Below are 22,459 nucleotides of genomic sequence, written 5' to 3' on the forward strand. Positions count from 1 at the left end.
TAAACCTTAAAGTGACATCAGTTTCTTATCACGTTCCCACTCTTCCGGCGTGAAAGCCTTAATAGAAAGAGCATGGATGTCATTGCGTTGAATGTATTCCATTAGTGGGCCGTAGATTAGTTGCTGCTTCTTAACTCGATTCATGCCGTCAAAACATGGATCAACCGCAACAACTTCGTAATGACTGCCTTCCCCTTTCACGAAAATTTCCTGAAGGTTCAGTGCTTCTGCTAATAATTCTTGTACTTTTGTGCTGTCCACAAATAGCTCCTGCCTAATTTTTTATGTGTTCTGCCATCATTGGCTGGATATTGCTCAATTGGAACAACGTTCGTAATTGTTCTGGCACGAAACTGAGCATTATATGACAGTTTTGATTTTTTGCATGCTCTAATAAGTGAATTAGCATCACCATTCCTGCTGAATCGACTCGATTTATATGGCTAAGGTCAATTTCAACGCTCGATTCCGTCGTTTGCCACTTTTCCAATATACGCCAGATTGCAGGGACACTGTCTCGGTCTAAATCACCGAACAGTTGATACTCTTTAGAGCTTAGTGCTTGCCATTGAGAATGGCTCATTATTTGTTACTCTCAAAACGAATCGGTTGTGCGGCTAATTTCTCTAGTTCGTCTGCAACTTGTAAGATGCCTTCTTGACGAATCTTAGTATTCCACTCCGATTGCTTGCTCGACAACAAGCTAATACCTTCGGCAACCATATCAAATGCTTTCCACTCGCCAGATTTCTTGTCTTTGCGAAGCTTAAATTCAAGCTTAATGTTTGGTCGCGGCGTATCGATGATGTCGACCTTGATACTGGTAATGCGGCTATCCGCTTTGATTTTTGGTTCTGGACCAAATTCAATCGTCTGATCTGTGTATTGAGTCAGCACTTGGGCATAAGAAGAAACAAGGTATTTACGGAATGAATCGATAAACACGCCCACGTCTTTTCTATCCGCGCCTTTCAAGTTTGGTCCAAGTAACTTAAGAGCTGCATATTGTGCATTCACATAAGGCATCAACTCTTCTTCCACGATGACCTTCAATAACTCTGGATCTTGGTGGATGTTGTCTTGTTCACTCTTCAAACGCTCAAATGCCACTTCGGCAACTTGAGTCATCATCTGGTAAGGCTGAGTACGGTCAATCGATTCTGCAGCAAAGGCTTGGGTAGAAATAAGCAACGCCATTGCCGCCATAAACATTGATTTCAAGTAACCAATAGCTTTTAAATAACTAATAGTTTTCAACATTATCTTATTCCTTAGCTTCGCTGTCATTAGAACCACCAACGCTATACAGCACTTGGCCAATCAAATCTTCTAGTACCAATGCTGACTTAGTGTCTTCAATTGAATCACCATCGACCAACATCTCTTCATCATCAAAAATGAAGCCTGGAACCAGACTAATGTACTGCTCACCAATTAAGCCAGATGTTAAAATTTGAGCACTAGAGGTATCTGGAAATTGTGAGTACTTCCCGTCAATAGACAGTTCAACGACAGGAAGGTAGCTCTCGGTATCAAGCTCAATGCTTTTAACTCGTCCAACAACGACGCCACCCACTTTCACTGGAGAACGAACTTTTAGGCTGCCAATGTTGTCAAAGGTCGCTTTTAGATTGTAAGTATGGTTCGAACCTATGCCTTTTACGTCAGCGACTTGAAAGATCATGATTAAGATTGCGCAAATTCCGGCAATAACAAAGGTGCCGACCCATAATTCTAATTTTCGAGTTTGTTGCATGATTAATTCCCAAACATCAATGCGGTAAGAACAAAATCTAGCCCTAGTACCGCTAGAGAAGAGTGCACTACAGTGCGTGTGGTTGCCTGACTGATACCTTCTGAAGTCGGTACTGCGTCATAACCATTGAAAAGTGCGATCCAAGTTACGGTGATAGCGAAGACCATACATTTGATCATGCTGTTACCAATATCTCGGCCAAGTTCTACTGAAGACTGCATCGCAGACCAGAAACTGCCGTGATCAATGCCTTTCCAATCAACACCAACCAGTTGACCGCCCCAAATACCTACCGCCATAAAAATCATAGCAAGCAATGGCATTGAGATAAGCCCGGCCCAAAGACGTGGTGCAATAATGCGTTTAAGAGGGTCAACGGCCATCATCTCAAGGCTTGAGATCTGCTCTGTTGCCTTCATTAACCCAATCTCTGCCGTGAGTGCTGAACCGGCTCGACCTGCAAATAATAACGCAGTCACCACAGGCCCCAACTCACGCAACAGTGAAAGCGCGACCATTTGACCAAGGTTTCCCTCAGCGCCGTAGTCAATTAACACGACATAGCCCTGCAGGCTGAGCACCATGCCGATAAACAGACCCGAAACTAAAATAATAGCCAATGACTGAACGCCAACGCTATAAAGTTGTTTTACTAATAAGGGGAAGTTTTTTAGTCGCGGGATGCCAAACAAAGCCCCAAATAACATCAGGCTTGCTCGACCAAATGACTCACAGCTCGCAAGTGTACGCTTACCGACACCCGCAATAGTTTTAACAATCATATTAAAACAAATCCTTTTCTAAGCTCTTCGCAGGGAATCTAAATGGTACTGGACCATCGGCTTCGCCTTGCAAAAATTGCTGCACTCTCGGATCGCTATTGTTGTACAACTCATCAGGTGTTCCAGCGGCAATAATCTTGCTATCTGCCATGAGGTAAACCCAATCAGCAATACTCATCACCTCTGGCACATCGTGAGAAACAACAATCGAGGTTAAGCCCAAGGCTTGATTGAGATTTCGGATCAATTCAACCAATACGCCCATGGTGATGGGATCTTGGCCAACAAACGGCTCATCGTACATGATAAGTTCTGGATCCAGTGCGATTGCGCGCGCCAGTGCGGCACGCCTAGCCATTCCGCCAGACAACTCACTCGGCATCAATTGCGCAGCACCACGTAATCCTACCGCTTCAAGCTTAAGTAATACGATGGTACGAATGAATTTTTCATTAAGTTCAGTGTGCTCTCGCAGCGGAAACGCCACATTATCAAAGACATTGAGATCCGTAAAAAGCGCACCCGATTGAAATAGCATGCTCATTTTCTTACGTGCTTGATACAGCTTTCGACGTGATAATGCAGGGACATTGTCGCCATCAAACCAAATTTCGCCTTCATCTGGCGGCAGTTGCCCACCAATCAAACGCAGTAAAGTCGTTTTGCCAATCCCAGACGGCCCCATGATTGCGGTTATCTTGCCTTGAGGCACCTCTAAACTGATGTCATCAAAGATAACGCGCTCACCACGTGAGAAGCTGAGGTTCTTAACTTTCACAAGCTCAGTGTTCAACATATTTTTGTTGTTTCCTTGCTTTAAAAAACGCCAATTATGGCTGCAATAATAATGAGTCTACTTTAGAATTAAAAGCACTGTTCAATTAATTCATATTAAACAGGAATCTATGCAGGGATTTGAAAGCATTAGGAAATTATCTATTGATCTCTCTTTCTTGCCTGCTAACTGGTAATTAATTTGCCGAGTGACTTCCCTTTTATCTAGCAACAGGTCAAAATTAGCGGTTAATTCTCCGTTTTTATTAATTTTTTAGGAATCATCATGCTTGAAGCGATTGCGTTTCTTATTATCGGTCTAGGTTTTTTGGTGTGGAGTGCAGATAAGCTGGTTTACGGTGCCGCTGCTCTTGCTCGCAACTTCGGTATTTCACCACTAGTTATCGGTATGACGATCTTAGCAATGGGGTCTTCGGCTCCTGAAATGATGGTTTCTGCGACAGCAGCCCTTGATGGCAAAACAGATACAGCTGTAGGCAACGTACTGGGCTCTAACATCGCCAACATCGCGCTGATTTTAGGTATTACAGCCCTTATCAAGCCGTTATCGATTAGCTCAGGCGTGATTCGTCGTGAACTACCATTAATGATCGGTGTCACTCTGCTAGCGGGCGCCCTATTGTGGGATAACCATTTAGGCTTCTATGAAGGCGTGTTGTTGTTTGTTCTTTTTGCCGCGTTTTTGTTTGCTATGTTGCAAATCAGCCGCAGCGAGAAAAAGAACGGCGATGCTTTCCTTGATGAGCAAGAATCAGAGATCCCTGAAGGCGTAAGTAACCCTAAGGCTGCAATGTGGGTCGTGATTGGTCTAATCGTCCTACCTTTAGCTGCTGATATGCTGGTAGATAACGCTGTGATCATCGCGAAGTTCTTCGGCATGAGCGACCTTGTCATTGGTTTAACCATCATTGCTGTTGGTACTAGCCTTCCTGAACTTGCAGCATCACTAGCCGGCGTTATGAAGGGTGAAGATGATATGGCTGTAGGTAATATCATTGGTTCAAACGTATTCAACATCCTTGCTGTTATGGGTATCCCGGGCATCCTAAACCCTTCGATCTTGAGCGAGTTCGCTATGGGTCGTGACTTCTGGGTAATGCTAGGCGTATCGCTACTACTTGTTGTGATGGCACTAGGAAAATCTCGTAGTGTGAATCGTATTGAAGGCGGCGTGTTAATTGTGACGTTCGTAGCCTACCAAAGTTACCTATTAATGAACATGTCGGCTTAATTGTTGATTTAACTTCCCGTACTTGGAGTATTTGATGTCTCAGCCATTTGATTACCGCAGCGTTGCAAAACAAGTTTTGGAAACCGAAGTTGCAGGTCTCACTCAATTAGACCAATATTTTAATGATGATTTTTGTAAAGCTTGCGACCTTATCCTGAACAACAAAGGCAAAGTCGTTGTGATGGGCATGGGTAAATCAGGCCACATTGGCAACAAAATCGCAGCAACATTGGCAAGTACCGGGACATCGGCTTTCTTTGTTCACCCAGGCGAAGCGGCGCATGGCGACTTAGGCATGATCGAACCTGGTGATATTGTGATTGCAATATCCAACTCCGGCGAATCGGGAGAAATCCTCAGCCTATTTCCTGTGTTAAAGCGTCTGAGCATCAAGATCATCAGCATGACAGGCAAGCCAGCATCAAACATGGCAACCCTGTCTGATATCCATTTACAAATTTCAGTACCGGAAGAAGCTTGTCCGCTGGGCTTAGCACCAACAACAAGCACCACGGCGACTTTGGTCATGGGTGATGCATTAGCCGTTGCACTTTTGCAGGCTCGAGGCTTCACCGCTCAAGACTTTGCCCTGTCTCATCCTGGTGGCGCTTTAGGTCGTCAGCTGCTGTTGAAGCTCGACGACATCATGCACACAGGCGATTCACTTCCTGTTGTAGCACCCGACGCACTAGTAAGAGACGCTCTACTAGAGATATCTCAGAAAGGCTTAGGCATGACAGCAATCGTTGGTGAAGATGGCCAAATGGCCGGTATTTTTACCGATGGTGATTTACGCCGTATCTTAGACAAACGCGTTGATATCCATAACACGCAGATCGGTGATGTGATGACGCTAAACCCGACGGTAGCCGAGCCAAACATGCTCGCGGTTGAGGGCTTAAACTTGATGCAAGCGAAGAGCATCAATGGCCTGATGTTATGCCAAGAAGGTAAATTAGTCGGAGCGTTAAACATGCATGACTTACTGAAAGCAGGAGTAATGTAATGACACAGACAGTCGAAACTCTATACGGCACTGTTAATTCAGATGTATTTGCAATTGCAAAAGAGATCAAACTGCTGATTTGCGATGTCGATGGTGTCTTCTCTGATGGTCGCATCTACATGGGCAACAACGGTGAAGAGCTGAAAACCTTCCACACTCGTGACGGTTACGGTATCAAATCACTGATGAACGCAGGCATTGAAATCGCGATCATCACGGGTCGCAAATCTCAAATTGTTGAGAATCGTATGACCGCTCTAGGCATTAAGCTGATTTATCAAGGTCAAGACGATAAAGTTAAGGCATACCAAGATATTTGCGATAAGCTTTCTGTAAACCCTGAAAATACAGGTTACATCGGAGACGATCTGATTGACTGGCCTGTAATGGAAAAAGTTGGCTTGAAGGTCTGTGTGGCAGATGGGCACCCGCTACTTGCAAAGCGTGCAAACTACGTGACAACCATTAACGGTGGTCATGGCGCGGTACGTGAAGTCTGTGACCTTATTTTACAAGCAAGAAATGAACTCGACGTGCATAAAGGTTTAAGCATATGAGTTTTACTCGTATTATCTATTTAATACTCATATTTATTGCCTCTTGGTCGACCTATTACTTGTACGACAAAGAGCAAACATCAACGATACAAGTGGCTCCAAATTTGGAGCTGCCCGCGTTTAGTGGCAAAAGCCTGAACAACATTAGCTACGACGAAAGCGGTATTCGCAGCTATCAGGTTGAATCGACGTATTTAGAACACTACTCAGTAGTTGGCGATACGCACTTTCAAAACCCAGTTCTTTCGGTATTCCGTGAAGGGCACACGATTGAATGGCAAGTCACCGCTGATCGCGCGATTATGGATGAGAATCAAGTTGTCACGTTTTATGACAACGTCGTGGCAAAGAACCTGTTGCCAGAAGCCAGCTTCGATACAATGACCACAGATAAAATGGTTGTTGAGCTGCCTAGCCGAGATTTTTATTCAGAGACTCCGGTCCATATGATCGGTACATTTTTTGAAACTGAGGGACAAGCAATGAAAGGTAACTTCGGTACCAACAATGCAACCCTCTTTAATTCTGTTCAAGGTAGATATGAAACTCTTACACCTTAGTTTATTCGCTTTGACCCTTGCGGCACCTAATGTCTATGCTCTGTCTTCGGATAGTGAGCAACCTGTCTACATTGACTCAGACAGCCAGCAATTGGATATGAAAAGTAACCAAGTGACTTTCCTTGGTGATGTGAACCTTAAACAAGGCAGCATCAATATCAATGCCGATAAGGTTATTGTTACTCGTAACGCCGTAAACGGTGAGATTGAAGAAATTCAAGGCTTCGGTAAGCCAGCAACCTTCTCTCAGCTTACTGACGACGGTAAGACACTCTACGGTGAAGCTGACGACCTGCACTACCAGCTTGTTGCCGACCGACTGATCATGACTAAGAATGCGATGTTATCTCAAGATGGCAGCATCATTCGCGGTTCTAAGATCACTTACCAGATCGGTTCTCAGAAATTAGTCGCTGACAGTGGTGAAAACAAACGAGTGTCAACGGTTTTACAACCAACGGAAGTGAATAAGTAACGATGGCTGTTCTTAAAGCAAAAAACCTAGCGAAAACCTACAGTAAACGTAAGGTTGTTACCGATGTAAGCTTACAGGTAGAGTCAGGCCAGATCGTCGGTCTGCTTGGGCCTAACGGTGCAGGTAAAACCACATCTTTCTATATGATTGTTGGTTTGGTGGCGCGTGATGAAGGTACCATCAGCATTGATGACCGAGACATCAGTATCTTACCAATGCACAGCCGCTCTCGTCTTGGTATCGGTTACCTGCCTCAAGAAGCATCGATTTTCCGTAAGTTGTCCGTAGAGAACAACATCATGGCGGTTTTACAAACCCGTGATGAAATGACCAACGAACAACGCCAAGATAAGCTGGAAGACCTGCTAGAAGAGTTCCACATCCAACATATCCGCACCAGCAATGGTATGGCTCTGTCGGGTGGTGAGCGTCGTCGTGTAGAGATTGCTCGTGCACTAGCAGCAAACCCGCAGTTCATTCTATTGGATGAACCATTCGCCGGTGTTGACCCGATCTCAGTAATCGATATCAAAAAAATCATTGTTCACCTGCGTGATCGCGGCTTGGGCGTTTTGATTACCGACCACAACGTTCGTGAAACATTAGACGTGTGTGAAAAAGCTTACATCGTAAGCCAAGGACACCTGATCGCTGAGGGTACTCCTGAAGATGTTCTCAATAACGAACAAGTTAAACAAGTTTATCTAGGCGAACAATTCCGTCTATGATTATATAGAGAGTATCGAGAGTTCTAATAATAATAACTAGGTAAGTCACACTGAATGAAACCCTCATTACAACTTAAGCTAGGCCAACAGTTAGCAATGACTCCTCAATTGCAGCAAGCGATTCGTTTGTTGCAATTGTCTACTTTAGATTTGCAGCAAGAGATTCAAGAAGCACTTGAATCTAACCCACTACTCGATGTCGAAGAAGGCAATGAAGATACGCCAACATCGGAAGAAAAACCTAGCAGTGACGAAAAAGAAACTGTTGAAGCCACAGAGCAAGACTTACCTGATAGCTCAGACTTAATCGAAAAATCAGAGATTGGCAACGAACTAGAAATCGACACAACTTGGGAAGACGTCTACAGCGCGAACACCGGTAACACGGGTATTGCGATTGATGACGACATGCCGGTTTATCAAGGCGAAACCACTCAAAGCCTGCACGATTACCTACTTTGGCAACTCGACTTAACGCCATTCACTGACACCGACCGAAGCATCGCTTTTGCATTAATCGATGCCATCGACGACTACGGCTACCTCACTGTAACTTGTGAAGACATCCTTGAAAACTTCGACAATGAAGAGATCGAGCTTGATGAAATTGAAGCGGTACGTAAACGAATTCAGCAGTTTGATCCGCTAGGTGTCGGTTCAGTCAACCTGCAAGATTGCTTGTTACTGCAACTGGCAACCTTTCCCCAAGATACGCCTTGGCTTAACGAAGCTAAGTTAGTACTTACTAGCCATATCGACCAACTCGGCAATCGCGATTACAAACTGGTTATCAAAGAGACCAAGTTGAAAGAAGCAGAACTACGTGAAGTTTTGCAACTGATTCAACAGCTGGACCCTCGTCCTGGCAGTAAGATTACTCCGGATGAAACTGAGTATGTGGTTCCAGATGTATCTGTCTTCAAAGACCTTGGCAAATGGTTAGTGACCATTAACCCTGATAGCGTGCCTAAGTTGAAAGTGAATCAGCAGTACGCTGATCTGGGCAGTAAAGGCAACAGCGCCGACAATCAATACATCCGCTCAAATTTGCAAGAAGCAAAGTGGTTAATTAAAAGCCTAGAGAGCCGAAATGAGACGCTACTCAAAGTTGCGCGATGCATTGTTGAACATCAGCGTGATTTCTTCGAACATGGCGAAGAAGCGATGAAGCCAATGGTTCTTAATGATGTTGCGTTAGCTGTTGATATGCACGAATCCACGATCTCTCGTGTGACGACTCAAAAATTCATGCATACGCCACGTGGTATCTTCGAGCTCAAATACTTTTTCTCAAGCCATGTCAGCACTGACAATGGCGGTGAATGTTCATCTACAGCAATTCGCGCACTCATCAAGAAGCTTGTCGCAGCGGAAAATACCGCGAAGCCTCTAAGTGATAGTAAGATTGCTGCTTTACTGGCTGACCAAGGAATTCAGGTAGCTAGACGTACCATAGCGAAATACCGTGAGTCTCTGGGCATTGCCCCATCGAGTCAGCGTAAACGCCTGCTATAAGCTCATTTAGTCGCTAGTTACTTAGCAACTATGATCAGGCAACCAACTGAAAAGGAAAGTCTATGCAAATCAATATTCAAGGCCATCACGTTGATCTTACCGATTCAATGCAAGACTATGTTCACACCAAATTCGACAAACTTGAGCGCTTCTTTGATCATATCAATAGCGTTCAGGTTGTTTTAAAAGTTGAGAAAATCAATCAAATCGCAGAAGCTACCCTGCATATAAATCAGGGGGAAATCCATGCGACAGCAACAGATGAAAGCATGTATGCCGCGATTGATTCATTGGTTGATAAACTCGTCCGCCAACTCAACAAGCACAAAGAAAAGCTAAGTAGTCACTAACATGCAATTAAGCGAAGTACTTTCATTGGACTGCACCAAAAGTGCAGTCCAATGCACAAGCAAAAAAAGAGCCCTTGAGCTCATCAGCCAGATAGCAGCTGAGAGCTGCGGTCAAGATTCAACAGAGCTATTTGAGTGTATGTTGAGCCGTGAGAAGATGGGCAGTACCGGTATTGGTAATGGTATCGCGATTCCCCATGCTCGTATGAATGTCAGTGATAAAGCGATAGCTGTATTACTGCAATGCCAAGATCCTATCGAATTTGATGCGATTGATAATCGTCCTGTCGACCTACTATTTGCCCTGCTTGTTCCTAGCGAACAATGCAAAGAGCATCTAAAAACCCTTTCTTGTATGGCAGAACGACTAAACGACAAGCAGACTCTTAAACAGCTGCGTAATGCTCAGAGCGATCAAGAGCTTTACGACATCATGATTCAAGTGCCAACTTGCGAGCAATAACATGCGATTAATCGTGGTTAGTGGCCAATCAGGGGCCGGTAAAAGTGTTGCGTTACGAGTCCTAGAAGACTTGGGGTATTACTGTGTCGATAATCTACCAGTAAACCTGCTCAACAACTTTGTCGAATCGGTACGCGAAAGCAACCAAAACGTTGCGGTAAGTATTGATATACGTAACCTACCGAAAGAGCCTCAGTTAGTCACCGACACGCTCGAGCAACTCGAGTCAGCTACAAACATCGATGTTGATGTATTGTTCCTCGATGCCAGCAAGCAGACACTCCTTAAGCGCTACAGCGAAACCCGCAGAATCCACCCTTTATCAATTGGCCAAGAAAAGCTCTCTCTTGAGCAAGCGATTGATTTAGAGAAGACACTTCTGACACCTCTCGCAGAGCACGCCAGCATTGTGATCGACAGCAGTGACTGCAACCTCTACGAATTGAGTGAAAAGGTTCGATTTAAAGTTGAAGGCAAAGAGAAGCAAGAGCTGATCATCGTCTTTCAATCTTTCGGTTTTAAGTATGGCTTGCCAAGTGATGCCGACTACGTGTTTGATGTTCGCTTTTTGCCGAACCCTCACTGGGAACCTGCACTACGACCACTAACCGGGCTAGATGCACCAATTCACTCCTTTCTAGAAGAACACTCAGAAGTTCTGGAACTCAAGCAACAGATCCAAGGCTTTGTTGAACAGTGGTTACCAATGTTAGAGAAGAACAATCGCAGTTACCTAACGGTCGCGATTGGCTGTACTGGCGGCAAACACCGCTCGGTTTATCTAACCCAGAAAATTGGTGAGTACTTTGAGCAACTTGGCCATCAAGTTCAAATCAGACACGCCTCCCTAGAGAAGCACCAACAGGGCTAACCATGGAATTAACTCGAACTGTACTGATCCAAAATCGCTTGGGTCTTCACGCTAGAGCAGCCGTAAAGTTGGTTGAGCTTGCACAAAGCTTTGATGCAACCATCACTATCCATAGCGAAGAAGATAAAACAGCAACAGCAGACAGCGTAATGGGGTTACTTATGCTGGAATCAGCGCAAGGGCAACATATTACGATTCAAGCTGCAGGTACCGATTCACAGCAAGCACTGGATGCCGTCTGTCATCTCATTGAAGACAAGTTTGATGAGGGTGAGTAGCGAAAACGCTTCACTCACAACGCCTAAGACTCAAACAACGAACCAACCTATATTAAATCTTAGTTCTACCTAAGTTTATGATTTAAATAAGCCCTAGAATTAAGTTACTATTCCAAGCATTGTAAGAATAATGAGATAGGAGGAAAATATGGCAGAGCAATTAGAATTCGACCAAGCTCACCAAACCCTCCAAGAAGTCAGCGAAGCCCTAGAAAACGGCCGATTTGTTCACGTACGCCGACAACTTCAGGACATGGAACCTGAGGATATTGCACACCTTTTAGAAGCCTCCCCTCGCAAAAGTCGTGACGTACTCTGGCAACTCACCGATCCTGAAGACTACGGTGAAATTCTTGATGAACTAAACGAAGACGTCAAAGATGCTCTTGTGTCAAAAATGGCACCTGAGACCTTGGCAGAAGCAACCGAAGGCATGGAAACCGATGACGTCGCGTACGTACTTCGAAGCCTACCCGACGATGTTTCTCGCGAAGTCCTTTCTCAAATGGACTCCGTCGATCGTGCATTAGTTGAAACTGCCCTGTCGTACCCTGAAGATTCAGCGGGTGCGATCATGAACACCGACGTAATCACGATTCGTGGTGATGTCGATGTTGACGTTGTATTGCGCTACATGCGTATGCGTGGCGAACTGCCGGATGCAACTGATGCTCTGTATGTTATTGATGAAGAAGAACGTCTTATCGGTAACCTATCACTTACCACGCTAGTAACGACTCAACCTGATGTCCCTGTTTCAGAAGTGATGGATGATGCCGACGAAGCGATCGCGGTAGAAACCAGTGCGTCAGATATCGCGAGCCTGTTTGAACGTCGTAACTGGGTTTCTGCGCCTGTCATCGATAGTAACCAGCACCTTGTTGGTCGTATCACCATCGATGACGTGGTTGATGTTATCCGTGAAGATGCCGAACACTCAATGATGAGTATGGCGGGTATGGACGATGACGAAGATACCTTCGCACCGGTCGTAAAATCTGCTCGTCGTCGTAGTGTGTGGCTTGGTGCTAACGTACTCGCAGCACTGGCGGCAGCATCTGTATCAAACATGTTTGAAGCAACGCTCGATCAAATGGCAGCGATTGCGGTTCTGATGACTATCGTGCCTTCGATGGGGGGTGTTGCGGGTAACCAAACCGTTGCTCTGGTGATTCGTGGTTTGGCACTCGGTCATATCGGTGACAGTAACAAACGCGAACTGCTACTCAAAGAGGCAGCCATCGGCTTCCTAAACGGCGTTCTATGGGCCGTTATCATTGGTGGTATCGTGGTGGCTTGGAAAGGTAACTGGATACTGGGAGGCATCATCTCAGCGGCGATGATGACCAACTTGATTGTCGCAGGTATTGCTGGTGTAACTATCCCAGTGATGTTGAAGAAGATGAATATCGATCCAGCCCTTGCTGGCGGTATGGCACTGACCACAGTAACCGATGTTATTGGCCTATCGGTGTTCCTAGGCTTAGCGACCATACTGATCTAGTTAGCATAAGCAGTTAGCCAATTTTTGGCGAAATACAGAAAACAAAAAGGGAGCCACGGCTCCCTTTTTTAATTCATCAGATTCGCTTTAATTGAATTACTCACCCGCGACTTTCATCGACTCAAGCAGGATAGAACCCGTTTGAATTTGCGAACGTGTTTCTACGTCGTTACCCACAGCAACAATCTGAGTAAACATGTCTTTTAGGTTACCTGCGATTGTTACTTCTGATACTGGGTATTGGATCTCTCCGTTTTCAACCCAGAAACCTGCAGCGCCACGTGAATAATCACCCGTTACGGTGTTTACGCCTTGGCCCATCACTTCAGTGACTAGGAAGCCAGTACCCAACTCTTTTAGCATCTGCTCAAAGTTTTGACCGGTCGATTTAACGAACCAGTTATGAATACCACCAGCATGACCGGTTGGCGTCATATCCATCTTACGTGCGGCATAGCTCGTTAGTAGGTAAGTTGCTAGCACACCGTCAGTGATGATTTCACGATCTTGAGTGAACACACCTTCGCTATCGAATGGGCTTGAAGCCAAACCACGCAAGATATGTGGTCGCTCAGAAATGTTAAACCAGTCAGGTAGGATTTTCTGACCGAGATGATCCAATAGGAATGACGACTTGCGGTAAAGGTTACCGCCACTGATCGCCATAACAAGGTGACCAATCAAGCCAGTTGCCACATCATTAGCGAACATAATTGGGTACTGGCCTGTTGGTAGCTTTTTCGCATCCAAACGGCTAATGGTCTTTTCTGCAGCTTCTTGACCTACACGCTCAGGCGTCCACAGCTCGTCACGGTGACGTGCAACGGTGTAGCTGTAGTCACGCTCCATCTCACCGTTAGCGCCTTGTCCAATTACACAGCAGCTCGTGCTATGACGACTAGAAGCATAGCTTGCTAGTAAGCCATGGCTGTTACCATAAACCTTAACGCCATAGTGGCTGTCGTAGCTTGCGCCATCACTCTGTTTGATCTTATCGCTATAAGCTAACGCTTGCTTCTCAGCAGCAATCGCAATCTCAGCGGCATAGTCAGGGTTTGGTTCATCAGGGTGAAAAAGATCCAAATCTGGAATTTCTTTTACCATGTATTCTTTTGCCGCAGGACCGGCAAATGGGTCTTCAGAAGTGTACTGAGCGATATCAAGTGCGGCCGCGACGGTTTGAGCAATCGCCTTTTCACTCAGATCAGATGTAGATGCGCTGCCTTTTTTCTGGCCGCGATAAACAGTAATACCTAGCGCACCATCACTATTAAATTCAACGTTTTCCACTTCACACATACGTGTTGAAACACTTAAACCCGTTGACTTAGTAATAGCGACCTCAGCTGCGTCTGCACTCACTGATGCCATATCCAACGCTTTAGCTACTGCGGCTTCTAGCTCAACTCTTTGCTGGGCGACTTGCTGTTTTACATCCATATCTATTCTAATTTTTTAGGTCAATATTACGTAGGATAACAAGAATTTCGCTTTCTCCCCAAGATTCTTGCTAAAATAGGCAATATATTCGTTTGAGATAGTGACATAGGCAGAAAAGATGGCTCGCAAAAACCAAAAAGCCCCATGGGAACCAGAAGAAGAAATCATCTGGGTAAGTAAGACAGAAATGAAAACCGACATGGAAGCGCTACAAAAACTGGGGGAAGAACTTGTTTCCCTGAAGCCTTCTGTATTAGACAAGTTTCCTCTGTCTGAAGATTTGGCACAAGCGATTAAAGATGCACAACGCTTTAAAAATGAAGCGAAGCGCCGTCAACTTCAATACATTGGTAAAGTAATGCGCAATGTTGATCCTGAGCCAATTCAAGCGGCTTTGGATAAAGTACGTAACAAGCACTCGCAAGCAACCGCTGAACTGCACAAGCTTGAGCAACTGCGTGATCGCGTTGTTGCTGAAGGCGATGCTGCCATTTCAGAAGTCATGGACATGTACCCTGAAGCAGACCGTCAGCGTCTTCGTCAGCTAGCTCGCCAAGCTAACAAAGAGAAATCAGCGAACAAGCCAGCAAAGGCTTCTCGTGAAATCTTCCAAATCTTAAAAGAGCTAAAGCTAGAAGACTAATCGTTATCTCGCTTTACTCATAGAGTGAATAAAAGACCTAGCACATGCTAGGTCTTTTTGTTTTTGACGTACTCGATATCAAGAAGCACTCAATATCAATAAATACTCACAGGAGTGATGAGTCGTCACTCACCCGCTTTAACAAATGAGCTTAATTCTGTCTGTGGATGATCCGCCGTCAGTGCCTCTATCGAGTCTTCAACCAACACCTTACCTAGCGCCACAAACACAAACTTATTCGCGATACTGCGTGCGTCACCTAAATGGTGAGTCACCATCAAGACCGTAATATTTCGCTCTGCCGCTAATCGCTTCACTAAGCTAAGCATCTCTTCACGCAGCAAAGGATCAAGCGCAGAGAAAGGTTCATCAAGCAGCCAAATATCATGAGGTTGGACAAAACAACGCGCTAACGCAACACGCTGGCGTTGACCGCCGGATAAGTGCTCAGGCAACCTATCCAAATACTCAGCGACGCCAACTTGCGCTGCGGCTTGCTCCACAGCTTGCTTTTGGGTTGCAGTAAGCTTTAAACCTGGATGCAGACCTAAACCAATATTTTCTCGCACCGTAAGGTGAGCAAACAGGTTGTGCTCTTGAAACAACATCGCCAACGGACGCTGATGTGCTTCTTTACCAATAAGCGACTGCCCAGCCACTGATATCTCACCCGATGTAGGCTCGATGAAACCAGCAACTAGCGCCAACAGGGTAGACTTACCCGCACCACTCGGCCCCATAAGCGCAACAATATCGCCCTGCTCAGCTTGAAAATCAAAGCTAAACAACTCTCTGTGATAGTGGTAATCCACATCTTTCATCACTAACATCATCGGTTCCTTAATTCTTTAGCATCGAGCTTAGATCTTCGAGTAAATAAGAATTCTATTAAGCTAAAGCTGCCGACACTCAATAACAGTAAGCTCACAGAAACTACCGCCGCCGCTTCCATTTGATAGCTGCCTAACAATTGGAATAGGTACAAAGGCAGAGTTCTAAAATCTTGGCTACCAAACAAAGCAATCGCGCTTAAATCACCCATCGCCAACATAAAGCTGATCGAGAAGGCTTGCGCCATCGGCTTACGCAATGCGCGCCATTCCACGAGCCTGAATCGAGTGAAGCCAGTCATCCCTAAACTCGCACACACATACTGATACTGCTGAGACAGGTGCAGCATAGGTTGAGCCAAGGTTTTAATTACGTAAGGCAGCGCCATTAAACTGTTGACGGCAATCACGACAAAGAAAGCTAAACTGAATACATCGGTGAATGAACGCAGTAATAAGAAGATACCCGTACTGATCACCAGCCCCGGAGTCACTAAGATAATAGTGCCAATCAGCTCGATTTTATCGGCTCGAAAATTCTTGTTCTGTAAACGCCATGCTCGGCTAGTCAGCAGTATGGCGATACCAATACCAACTGCGATAACACTTGCTAATGACGCGACTTTAACCGAGGTCATTAACGCCGCCCAAAACGGCTCGCTGCTGAGTACGGTTAATGCCTGTGAGTTAATTCCACTGACGATAACCATAGCTAATGGCGGCAATACCAGCATTGAGACTATGATGATCCAAAAGCTATCCCAAGCTTTTGACCACCAGCTGTCCTTAACCAAATATTTCTCTTCAGACAACTGACTGGCCGTCACTGAAATAGGTTTCGATAGCCGTTGAATGCTCACTGCTAGCACACCACACAGCAGCATTTGCCAAATCGCGAGCAAGGCACCAGCTTGAAGGTCAAAGTCAAATTTAATCGCCTGATAAATAGCGAGCTCGATAGTAGTTGATTTGGGTCCACCGCCTAGTGCCATCACGGTAGCAAAGCTGGTAAAACACAACATGAAGACTAAGCCACACACATGTGGCAATTGCTGTCTTAAGCGAGGCCATTCAACCCATCTGAATTTGTTCCAATGACTCATACCCAAGTGAGCACAAAGCTTGTGTTGCTCGGCAGGCACGGTATCTAACGCTTGCAGAAGTAAGCGACTGGCATAAGGCAAGTTGAAGAAAACGTGCGCCAGCAAAATACCATTCAATCCGTATATGGAAAATGGCAATTCAATATCGAAGTTCGCCAAAAACTTAGCTAACCAACCACTATTGCCATAGATCGCAAGTAAGCCAAATACACCCACTAACACTGGCAGGACTAAGGTCGACGCGAACAGCCTTAACAACAAAGCGCGTCCAAAAAATTGTCTACGACACAGCGCATGAGCAATAGGTATAGCAAAGCCAACACTCAGTGCCGTTGAGAGTGTCGCCTGATAAAAACTGAATTTCGTTACATGCCAATAGTAGGGATCGGACCATACTTGGCTGATATCAAGAGAAGGGGCATTGCTAAGCAATGCCCCAACTGCTGAAACCACGAAGGCGGTAATGAGTATCGCAACCCAGATACCTACCTTAGGTGTTTTCTTTATCATAGATTGATTTTTTACCGTAAATGGTTCGCTCAGTTAACATCGAACAAACCTTTAAATACAGAAAGTTAGAAAGCTAATTTTTTAAAAGAAAATTAAAAAGTAAGTGCACTCTGCCATTCACGAATCCATGGCTTACGCTTAGCTGCAATTTCTTCGGGTGTAAAGCTTAGCGCTTTCTGAGGAACCGTAAGTTGCTCGAACCCTTTTGGAAGCTCAATATCGGTCACTGGGTACATCCAGTTACCTGTTGGCATCGCCGATTGGAATTCATCACTTAGGATAAACACCATAAACTCATCAGCAAGTTTCTCGTTCTTACTGCCTTTAACTTTAGCGGCCACTTCCACTTGAGTGTAATGCCCTTCTTCGAAGCTTGCTGCTGCATACTTAGAATCGCTCTCTGCAATAATGTGGTAAGCAGGAGACGTTGTGTAAGACAACACTAAATCCGACTCGCCTTCTAGGAACATTGAGTAAGCTTCAGACCAACCTTTGGTTACAGTCACTGTTTTCTGAGCAAGCTTCTTCCATGCTGCTGTCGCTTCATCACCGTATACTGATTTCATCCAAAGCATCATGCCTTGGCCTGGTGTTGATGTACGTGGATCTTGGTAGATAACCTTAAGATCATCACGCTGCTCAACCAACTCTTTAAGACTCTTTGGTGGGTTTACCAGCTTCTCTTTATTGTAAACAAAAGCAAAGTAGCCAAAGTCATAGGGTACAAAAGTGCTGTCGTTCCAACCATTAGGAAGCGTTACTGATGAAGTATCAACATTATGCTCAGCCAATAAGCCCGTCGCTTTCGCTTCAGCCATCAGGTTGTTGTCGAGACCTAGCAAGATATCGGCTTTGCTGTTGCCGCCCTCAAGACGTAAACGGTTCAGAATAGACACACCATCTTCTAGAGCGACAAAATTCACATCACAACCACACTTCTCTTCGAATGCTTTTTCAACGGCAGGACGAGGGCCCCAATCCGCAGCAAAAGAGTCATAGGTGTATACAGTCAAAGTGTTGTCTGCAGCAAAGGCAGAAAAAGAAATAGCTGTAGTAACAGCAAGGGTAGTTAATGTGAATTTCACTGGACGCTCTCCATGGTCTGAGCGGCACAGGTTTGAGGGAGGAGAACGGTAGAGGTTGTTCCTAACTCAATTCCTACGCCAGCATTATCTGGTTCAGGTTTACGGGTCCCAAGCACCTGCTTGATCTCAGCTCGCATTCATTATTTGAATGGTTCGCTCCCCGATGAGTGTTCAGAATTGTAATTTGATTTTTAACAATAAGCTATCAAGTTTGGATCAATTACGTTGATCGTAACCCCAACGTGGCACTAAACCTTGTTCGATACCAAGGTGATCTAGAATACGCGCCACCATAAAGTCGACCAGATCTTCAATTGACTTGGGTTGATGATAAAAACCCGGAGCTGCAGGCATGATCGTTACGCCCATCGTCGAAAGTTTGTGCATGTTCTCGAGATGAAGCGTCGAAAATGGCGTCTCGCGAACCACCAACAACAATTGGCCTCGCTCTTTCATGACTACGTCTGCTGCTCGCTCAATCAGGTTATCTGATAGACCATGAGCAATCGAAGCCAAGCTTCCCGCTGAACATGGACAAACGACCATCTGCTTCGGTGCAGCTGAACCAGAGGCAACCGGCGAGAACCAATCATCTTTGCCACACACCACCAGCTTTTCAGGGTCGCAGCCAAGATGTTTAACCAAAGCTTGTTTCGCCGCATCTGGCCCAGCAGGTAACTTAAGTTCATGCTCGGTCGCCAATACCACTCGCGCTGCCGATGAAATCAGCAAGTAGACCTGATAGTCGGCTGCCAAAAGGCATTCAAGTAAACGCAGGCCATAAGGCGCACCAGATGCGCCAGTGAAAGCAAGGGTTATCGCTTTATCGTGTTTTGTCATGTTCTCAATTACTTCAAATTATAAGGTCGTGGATGCCGTTAGCCTTTGAGTGCCAATCCATCCAACAGTTTTTGATGAATGCCACCAAAGCCACCATTACTCATTACCAAAATTTGGTCGCCAGCTTGTGCCTCTGAGACAATTTTAGCAACGAATGCATCCATGTCATCACTCACGTGTGCCGGTTGGTGACAAGCGTCTGCAACATCTTGAACTGACCAATCAATGTTATCCGGTTGGAATAAGTAGGTAGAATCCGCCTGCTTCAACGAATCAGCCAGTATTTCTTTGTGCACACCACGTTTCATGGTGGCAGAACGAGGCTCTAAAACGGCAATGATTTTCTTAGTGTCGACCTTATTACGTAATCCCCCGAGCGTAAGTTCAATCGCCGTTGGATGATGAGCAAAATCGTCATAAACAGACACACCTGCCACCTCGCCTTTAAACTCCAAACGGCGCTTAGTATTAATAAAGGTAGCTAGTGATTCACAAGCAAGGTCAGGTGTCACGCCCACATGACGTGCAGCTGCAATCGCCATCAAAGCATTATTTACGTTGTGGTCGCCCACTAAATCCCAATTTACGGTTCCAACACATTCATTTTGGAAGTAAACCTCAAATTGAGAGCCATCTTTGACCAGTTTCTTGGCATCCCAGTCGCCTTGCTCGCCACTCGATTCAGTTTCACTCCAGCAACCGCGAGCTAGAACATCTTCAATAGCGCTGTCTTGCTTAGGTGAGAAAATGCGACCATTGCTTGGCACAGTACGCACCAAATGATGAAATTGTCGCTTAATCGCTTCAAGATCGTCAAAGATGTCCGCATGATCAAACTCTAGGTTATTCATCACTAAGGTTCTTGGGTGGTAATGAACGAACTTAGATCGTTTATCGAAAAAAGCACTGTCGTATTCGTCGGCTTCTACCACGAAGAACATGCTTTCACCAAGGCGAGCAGAGATACCAAAGTTACCCAACACTCCGCCAACTAAGAAGCCCGGTGCATAGCCACAGTCTTCCAAGATCCAAGCCAACATGCTTGATGTCGTGGTCTTACCGTGCGTTCCCGATACCGCTAACACCCAACGGTCATGCAGTAAGAACTCTTGCAACCACTGAGGACCAGAGGTGTATCTAAGGTTGTTATCCAACACATACTCAACACACGGATTACCGCGGCTCATTGCGTTACCGATAACCACGAGATCTGGCCTTGGTTCTAATTGGCTAGGGTCGAACCCTTCAATAATTTCAATCCCTTGTGATTCCAACAAGGTGCTCATTGGTGGGTAAACATTCGCGTCACTACCCGTAACCTTGTGACCTAATTGACGAGCCAATACCGCAGCACCACCCATGAAGGTGCCACAAATTCCTAAGATATGAATATGCATAAATTGCTTCCAAACGCTTGGCTAAATAAACAGTGCCTAATTAAAACGGCTTGCACTCATTATCATTAAATGGCGATTAAAAGCGAGCGGCAATGCAAAACAAATTGAGTCGACATAGTAAGTGAGATCTGTGTCGCTTAGTTCATTACCATTAAAAAGATCTAACCTTTAGAATTTAGGTAAGCGTCTAGATGAATAAAGCCCACTCAAGAGGCCGAATCTACAGTGCTCAAATCCCCCCTAATATTGAGAGAAGTTTAAGGAAATAACATGTCTGAGATGCGCACCCTTGGTGAGTTCATTGTTGAGAAACAGAGTGACTTCCCCCATGCAAGCGGTGATCTATCATCCCTTTTGTCGTCTATTCGACTTGCTGCAAAAATTGTTAACCGTGAGATCAACAAGGCTGGCCTAGTCGACATCACTGGCGCTGTTGGTACAGACAACGTGCAAGGTGAAGAGCAGCAAAAGCTAGACCTTTACGCGAACGACAAATTTAAAGCGGCTCTAGAAGCCCGTGACCAAGTTTGTGGTGTTGCAAGTGAAGAAGAAGACGAAGCTGTCGCCTTCAATAAAGAGCTCAACAAAAACGCAAAATACGTTGTACTGATGGATCCACTTGATGGCTCTTCAAACATCGATGTGAATGTATCGGTTGGTACAATTTTCTCTATCTACCGTCGAGTATCACCGATCGGTACTCCACCAACACAAGAAGATTTCCTACAGCCAGGTCACAAACAGGTAGCTGCCGGCTACGTAATTTACGGTTCTTCAACCATGCTGGTTTACACAACTGGTGCTGGCGTAAATGGTTTCACCTACGATCCATCTCTGGGTACTTTCTGTCTATCTCATGAAAACATGATGATTCCAGACGAAGGCAAGATCTACTCGATCAACGAAGGTAACTACATCCGCTTCCCAACCGGTGTTAAGAAGTACATCAAGTACTGCCAAGAAAATGAGCCAAGCGACAACCGCCCTTACACATCACGTTACATCGGTTCTCTAGTATCAGATTTCCACCGTAACCTTTTGAAAGGCGGCATCTACTTGTACCCAAGCACGCAAAGTCACCCTCAAGGTAAACTGCGTCTGCTTTACGAGTGCAACCCAATTGCTTTCCTTATGGAACAAGCGGGCGGCATCGCTTCAGACGGTGCTCAACGTATCATGGATATCAAACCAACTGAGCTGCACCAACGTGTACCTTTCTTTGTTGGTTCAACAAAAATGGTACGTAAAGTAGAAGAGTTTCTTGAGCTGAACCCTGAGTAACCCTCTCATTTCATTCTCAAACTAACGCTATTAAAAAGCCAGCACCTCAGTGCTGGCTTTTTGTTGTCTCGTAAGGTGATTAACTAGTTAGGAATCATTGTTCCGCTGACACCAGTTACCCGAAAGTATTTCTTTATTAGCTGTTAGATCAAGCTGATACAAATATACCCATGCTAATCCAAATATAGTCTCTATTTGCTCACGACGATACTCAACAGGAACATCTTCTAGCCGATCGAGCGACTCTAAAATTTCGTCGTTAATGATATAGACCTCACCAGCGACACTTTTCTTTCCCAAAATCATCGCCGGATAGGCACCTAAATCAAAAAGTGCGTATTCCTTAGGTGTATCAAACTGCCCTAATAAATCGCAGCCCTGCAAATAATGGTGATTGGACTGACCTTGCCTCAAGGTTCCATAGACAAAAACAAGATGCTGCATATGCCCTCCCATACG

The 22,459-nt window shown here is 45.2% G+C and carries 27 protein-coding genes and 1 riboswitch; of the genes, 14 read left to right on the forward strand and 13 right to left on the reverse strand.

The features are described 5' to 3' along the window. Nucleotides 1-6: 6 nt before the first annotated feature. The 6 genes from ibaG to mlaF are packed head-to-tail and all read right to left on the reverse strand — an operon-like array spanning nucleotide 7 to nucleotide 3,334. Nucleotides 7-261 carry a BolA family iron metabolism protein IbaG gene (ibaG, locus tag AB6E51_RS16320; RefSeq protein WP_017058924.1) on the reverse strand — a complete coding sequence of 85 codons (255 nt, stop codon included), beginning with the start codon at nucleotides 259-261 and terminating at the stop codon, nucleotides 7-9. A gap of 13 nt (nucleotides 262-274) precedes the next feature. After that, the gene (locus tag AB6E51_RS16325; protein WP_017058923.1) at nucleotides 275-583 is read right to left on the reverse strand and encodes a lipid asymmetry maintenance protein MlaB; all 309 of its coding nucleotides are present in this window, start codon (nucleotides 581-583) and stop codon (nucleotides 275-277) included. Next, nucleotides 583-1,212, reverse strand: a complete 630-nt coding sequence (locus tag AB6E51_RS16330) for a phospholipid-binding protein MlaC (RefSeq protein ID WP_120459707.1) — start codon at nucleotides 1,210-1,212, stop codon at nucleotides 583-585. The genes AB6E51_RS16325 and AB6E51_RS16330 overlap by 1 nt, the downstream gene beginning before the upstream one ends. 52 nt (nucleotides 1,213-1,264) lie before the next feature. Beyond that, nucleotides 1,265-1,756 carry an outer membrane lipid asymmetry maintenance protein MlaD gene (gene mlaD, locus AB6E51_RS16335; protein WP_017058921.1) on the reverse strand — a complete coding sequence of 164 codons (492 nt, stop codon included), beginning with the start codon at nucleotides 1,754-1,756 and terminating at the stop codon, nucleotides 1,265-1,267. Between the two features lie 2 nt (nucleotides 1,757-1,758). Beyond that, complete coding sequence (gene mlaE, locus AB6E51_RS16340) at nucleotides 1,759-2,538, reverse strand: lipid asymmetry maintenance ABC transporter permease subunit MlaE (protein WP_017058920.1); 780 nt, start codon at nucleotides 2,536-2,538, stop codon at nucleotides 1,759-1,761. 1 nt (nucleotide 2,539) lies between these two features. Then, entirely contained in the window at nucleotides 2,540-3,334 is a 795-nt protein-coding gene (gene mlaF, locus AB6E51_RS16345) for a phospholipid ABC transporter ATP-binding protein MlaF (protein WP_171733232.1), read from the reverse strand. Nucleotides 3,335-3,598: 264 nt separating this feature from the next. Between mlaF and AB6E51_RS16350 the strand changes: the two genes are divergently transcribed. The 12 genes from AB6E51_RS16350 (at nucleotide 3,599) to mgtE (ending at nucleotide 12,871) form a co-directional block, all read left to right on the forward strand. Continuing rightward, a complete protein-coding gene (locus AB6E51_RS16350) occupies nucleotides 3,599-4,564 on the forward strand; it encodes a calcium/sodium antiporter (RefSeq protein ID WP_017063737.1) in 966 nt (321 codons plus the stop codon). Nucleotides 4,565-4,598: 34 nt separating this feature from the next. Next, nucleotides 4,599-5,570, forward strand: a complete 972-nt coding sequence (gene kdsD, locus AB6E51_RS16355; RefSeq protein ID WP_017058917.1) for an arabinose-5-phosphate isomerase KdsD — start codon at nucleotides 4,599-4,601, stop codon at nucleotides 5,568-5,570. Next, the gene (gene kdsC, locus AB6E51_RS16360; RefSeq protein ID WP_017058916.1) at nucleotides 5,570-6,127 is read left to right on the forward strand and encodes a 3-deoxy-manno-octulosonate-8-phosphatase KdsC; all 558 of its coding nucleotides are present in this window, start codon (nucleotides 5,570-5,572) and stop codon (nucleotides 6,125-6,127) included. The genes kdsD and kdsC overlap by 1 nt, the downstream gene beginning before the upstream one ends. Beyond that, on the forward strand, nucleotides 6,124-6,687 hold the full coding sequence (lptC, locus tag AB6E51_RS16365) for an LPS export ABC transporter periplasmic protein LptC (RefSeq protein WP_004735306.1): 564 nt from the start codon (nucleotides 6,124-6,126) through the stop codon (nucleotides 6,685-6,687). The genes kdsC and lptC overlap by 4 nt, the downstream gene beginning before the upstream one ends. Further along, complete coding sequence (lptA, locus tag AB6E51_RS16370) at nucleotides 6,668-7,162, forward strand: lipopolysaccharide transport periplasmic protein LptA (protein WP_017058914.1); 495 nt, start codon at nucleotides 6,668-6,670, stop codon at nucleotides 7,160-7,162. The genes lptC and lptA overlap by 20 nt, the downstream gene beginning before the upstream one ends. A 2-nt stretch (nucleotides 7,163-7,164) precedes the next feature. Further along, nucleotides 7,165-7,890, forward strand: coding sequence for an LPS export ABC transporter ATP-binding protein (gene lptB / locus AB6E51_RS16375; protein WP_004735304.1), 726 nt, complete (start codon nucleotides 7,165-7,167; stop codon nucleotides 7,888-7,890). 54 nt (nucleotides 7,891-7,944) lie between these two features. Continuing rightward, on the forward strand, nucleotides 7,945-9,405 hold the full coding sequence (locus AB6E51_RS16380) for an RNA polymerase factor sigma-54 (protein WP_017058913.1): 1,461 nt from the start codon (nucleotides 7,945-7,947) through the stop codon (nucleotides 9,403-9,405). A gap of 62 nt (nucleotides 9,406-9,467) precedes the next feature. Further along, the gene (gene hpf, locus AB6E51_RS16385) at nucleotides 9,468-9,755 is read left to right on the forward strand and encodes a ribosome hibernation promoting factor (protein ID WP_009847742.1); all 288 of its coding nucleotides are present in this window, start codon (nucleotides 9,468-9,470) and stop codon (nucleotides 9,753-9,755) included. Nucleotide 9,756: 1 nt separating this feature from the next. Beyond that, on the forward strand, nucleotides 9,757-10,218 hold the full coding sequence (gene ptsN, locus AB6E51_RS16390; RefSeq protein WP_004738707.1) for a PTS IIA-like nitrogen regulatory protein PtsN: 462 nt from the start codon (nucleotides 9,757-9,759) through the stop codon (nucleotides 10,216-10,218). Between the two features lies 1 nt (nucleotide 10,219). Then, complete coding sequence (rapZ, locus tag AB6E51_RS16395) at nucleotides 10,220-11,089, forward strand: RNase adapter RapZ (RefSeq protein ID WP_017063735.1); 870 nt, start codon at nucleotides 10,220-10,222, stop codon at nucleotides 11,087-11,089. A gap of 2 nt (nucleotides 11,090-11,091) precedes the next feature. Next, nucleotides 11,092-11,367, forward strand: a complete 276-nt coding sequence (locus AB6E51_RS16400; RefSeq protein WP_017066670.1) for an HPr family phosphocarrier protein — start codon at nucleotides 11,092-11,094, stop codon at nucleotides 11,365-11,367. A gap of 148 nt (nucleotides 11,368-11,515) precedes the next feature. Beyond that, entirely contained in the window at nucleotides 11,516-12,871 is a 1,356-nt protein-coding gene (gene mgtE, locus AB6E51_RS16405) for a magnesium transporter (RefSeq protein ID WP_017058911.1), read from the forward strand. Nucleotides 12,872-12,967: 96 nt separating this feature from the next. Here mgtE and pmbA read toward each other — a convergent pair whose 3' ends face one another. Then, entirely contained in the window at nucleotides 12,968-14,311 is a 1,344-nt protein-coding gene (pmbA, locus tag AB6E51_RS16410) for a metalloprotease PmbA (protein WP_017058910.1), read from the reverse strand. A gap of 118 nt (nucleotides 14,312-14,429) precedes the next feature. Between pmbA and yjgA the strand changes: the two genes are divergently transcribed. Further along, complete coding sequence (gene yjgA / locus AB6E51_RS16415; protein ID WP_017069408.1) at nucleotides 14,430-14,954, forward strand: ribosome biogenesis factor YjgA; 525 nt, start codon at nucleotides 14,430-14,432, stop codon at nucleotides 14,952-14,954. A gap of 125 nt (nucleotides 14,955-15,079) precedes the next feature. On the opposite strand, the gene thiQ is transcribed toward yjgA, so the two are convergent. The 5 genes from thiQ to mpl form a co-directional block, all read right to left on the reverse strand. Then, on the reverse strand, nucleotides 15,080-15,784 hold the full coding sequence (thiQ, locus tag AB6E51_RS16420; RefSeq protein ID WP_017071293.1) for a thiamine ABC transporter ATP-binding protein: 705 nt from the start codon (nucleotides 15,782-15,784) through the stop codon (nucleotides 15,080-15,082). Then, the gene (gene thiP, locus AB6E51_RS16425; RefSeq protein WP_372058743.1) at nucleotides 15,784-17,397 is read right to left on the reverse strand and encodes a thiamine/thiamine pyrophosphate ABC transporter permease ThiP; all 1,614 of its coding nucleotides are present in this window, start codon (nucleotides 17,395-17,397) and stop codon (nucleotides 15,784-15,786) included. Before thiP ends, thiQ begins: the two co-directional genes overlap by 1 nt. A gap of 92 nt (nucleotides 17,398-17,489) precedes the next feature. Continuing rightward, on the reverse strand, nucleotides 17,490-18,482 hold the full coding sequence (thiB, locus tag AB6E51_RS16430) for a thiamine ABC transporter substrate binding subunit (protein WP_372058742.1): 993 nt from the start codon (nucleotides 18,480-18,482) through the stop codon (nucleotides 17,490-17,492). Between the two features lie 53 nt (nucleotides 18,483-18,535). Next, nucleotides 18,536-18,655: riboswitch (TPP riboswitch) on the reverse strand. A 43-nt stretch (nucleotides 18,656-18,698) separates the two neighbouring features. Beyond that, nucleotides 18,699-19,322 (reverse strand): flavin prenyltransferase UbiX, encoded by a 624-nt coding sequence (locus tag AB6E51_RS16435; protein WP_016787846.1) that lies wholly within the window; start codon nucleotides 19,320-19,322, stop codon nucleotides 18,699-18,701. 38 nt (nucleotides 19,323-19,360) lie between these two features. Beyond that, the gene (gene mpl, locus AB6E51_RS16440; RefSeq protein WP_065584318.1) at nucleotides 19,361-20,719 is read right to left on the reverse strand and encodes a UDP-N-acetylmuramate:L-alanyl-gamma-D-glutamyl-meso-diaminopimelate ligase; all 1,359 of its coding nucleotides are present in this window, start codon (nucleotides 20,717-20,719) and stop codon (nucleotides 19,361-19,363) included. A 270-nt stretch (nucleotides 20,720-20,989) separates the two neighbouring features. Here mpl and fbp point away from each other — a divergent pair, with 270 nt between their 5' ends. Beyond that, the gene (gene fbp / locus AB6E51_RS16445; RefSeq protein ID WP_017063728.1) at nucleotides 20,990-22,000 is read left to right on the forward strand and encodes a class 1 fructose-bisphosphatase; all 1,011 of its coding nucleotides are present in this window, start codon (nucleotides 20,990-20,992) and stop codon (nucleotides 21,998-22,000) included. An 87-nt stretch (nucleotides 22,001-22,087) separates the two neighbouring features. On the opposite strand, the gene AB6E51_RS16450 is transcribed toward fbp, so the two are convergent. Continuing rightward, on the reverse strand, nucleotides 22,088-22,444 hold the full coding sequence (locus AB6E51_RS16450) for a gamma-glutamylcyclotransferase (protein WP_017069403.1): 357 nt from the start codon (nucleotides 22,442-22,444) through the stop codon (nucleotides 22,088-22,090). Nucleotides 22,445-22,459 lie beyond the last annotated feature (15 nt).

The organism is Vibrio sp. 10N.247.311.47, from assembly GCF_041467535.1.
Taxonomy (GTDB): domain Bacteria; phylum Pseudomonadota; class Gammaproteobacteria; order Enterobacterales; family Vibrionaceae; genus Vibrio; species Vibrio crassostreae_C.